1 protein-coding gene and 2 pseudogenes are annotated in these 1,745 nt (G+C 44.8%); 2 read left to right on the forward strand and 1 reads right to left on the reverse strand.

Translation table 11 applies throughout. From position 1 onward, the window contains the following. Positions 1-102 precede the first annotated feature (102 nt). Positions 103-261: pseudogene (locus F566_RS36600) on the forward strand (transposase); the annotation flags it as partial. A 106-nt stretch (positions 262-367) separates the two neighbouring features. Here F566_RS36600 and F566_RS0100120 read toward each other — a convergent pair. After that, a complete protein-coding gene (locus F566_RS0100120) occupies positions 368-838 on the reverse strand; it encodes a hypothetical protein (protein WP_169334425.1) in 471 nt (156 codons plus the stop codon). A 326-nt stretch (positions 839-1,164) separates the two neighbouring features. Between F566_RS0100120 and F566_RS37470 the strand changes: the two are divergent. Next, positions 1,165-1,745: pseudogene (locus F566_RS37470) on the forward strand (transposase); the annotation flags it as partial.

Below are 1,745 nucleotides of genomic sequence, written 5' to 3' on the forward strand. Positions count from 1 at the left end.
TAACGGAAATATCCGGTAGGAATCGGGGAAAGCGAAGGACCAGAATGATTTATGCTTACCCGACGAGGCCGCGAGCCGACTCATCGGGGGGCTTCATGAGAAATCCGGGTTAGAGTCTCAAATGCTCTTGCAGAGGCGATTAATGGAAAAATCAGATCTATGCGAGTGAAGGCCAAAGGTTATCGAAATAGAGAGCGATTCAAGAGAGCCATGTTATTCCACTTTGGAGGGCTGGATATGGCTCCCAACCCACTGAAATAAAGGAAGACCCTTATTTATCCACATACCCACGGTGGAAATTCGGATTGATCACTGACTAATGGGTAATTTAGACATTTTTACTAAAGACAGTTGCTGACCCCGGTTACTAAGCCGCATAAACGAGTACCCTGAAAAAGAGAAAAATGGTGGAGATGTTTAGCATAACAGACAGTATAAAAATCTCTATACCACTAGTTGTATTAGGTTTACCTTTAAGTTTAAATAAAATCAACTTACGAACAATCAAAAATGCTGAAGCATAGGTCATAAAAAGTCCCAATATGTCAAAAAAAGTTATATCTTCAAAGGATCCACTAATCAGCACTTCAAATACTCTGAAGCTATAGAAGAAAACAAAAAATGGATAAAATATCAAACCAAAAAACCAAGCCCCGACGACTAAAAACACAAGACTTGGTTCTTCAGATCCGTCTAATTGGAACATCAACACAAGAGCAAGAGCAATCAAAAAATTTATTACAAAAAGCAATACCAAACCCCCTGAAGAAAAACTGAAGCTAGAGCTTTTAAAGTGACGATGAATGTATATCAATACCTCACAAATAATTTCAAACATAGTAATTAGAAGTTACGCATTGATGGATGACTTAAATTGTGGTTCAAGCTGACGCATTGTTGGAGCAAACTCTTCGACAAGTGCACGAACCACATCGTTAAATAGTGTTCTTTGGATGCTGTAGCTGAAGTGGACCCCTTAGTCAAGATTCAGTCTTTTCCAATATGAGATGAGTCTGAAATAATCTCGCCAGTCGTTCATGATCACCGGATGCATACGATCATGAGCTTAGCCCGGATTTCTCACGAGACACTAACAAAAACGGCTGATAGGTTTATATTTCAATTATTTAAGTCGAAAAACAAGCACACCATCCGTTGGCCAAAATGCTACCAGAATCTCTGTCCTTTTCGCCACTGCAAAAACGTCTTGTTCAAGCCCAATTCTCGGGTGGACACATTACCTCTGACGCCGGGCTATTGTTGCTTCGAGAGATTGACCAGAAGACCGGGGTCGGTCGCGACCTGGCTCAATGTGTCGTCGATGAACGGCAACCGGCAAAAGTACAACATCCGGTGCAGGATCTGGTGTGACAGCGACTCTACAGCATCGCCTGTGGCTATGAAGACCTGAATGATCACGATAGCCTGCGCGAGGATCACGCGTTCCAAACCGCGTTAAACCGGGTGACTCCTCTGGCGAGCAAAGCCACTTTGGGCCGGATGGAACAACGGGTAGAACGGGCCGCTGTGATTGAGGCGCACCGGGCTATGTGGGAACGGTTTGTCGCCTCATACGCGAAGCCTCCCAAAAGGGTTGTACTCGACTTCGACGCCTCGGATATTCCGGTCCATAGCAACCAGGAGGGCCGATTCTTTCGGGGCGGCCTTCCGCATGGGTATTATGACCATTACTGTTTCCTGCCGCTGTATGTCTTCTGTGGTCGCCAGCCACTGGTCAGTTACCT

It is taken from the genome of Hahella ganghwensis DSM 17046 (genome assembly GCF_000376785.1).
Lineage (GTDB): Bacteria > Pseudomonadota > Gammaproteobacteria > Pseudomonadales > Oleiphilaceae > Hahella > Hahella ganghwensis.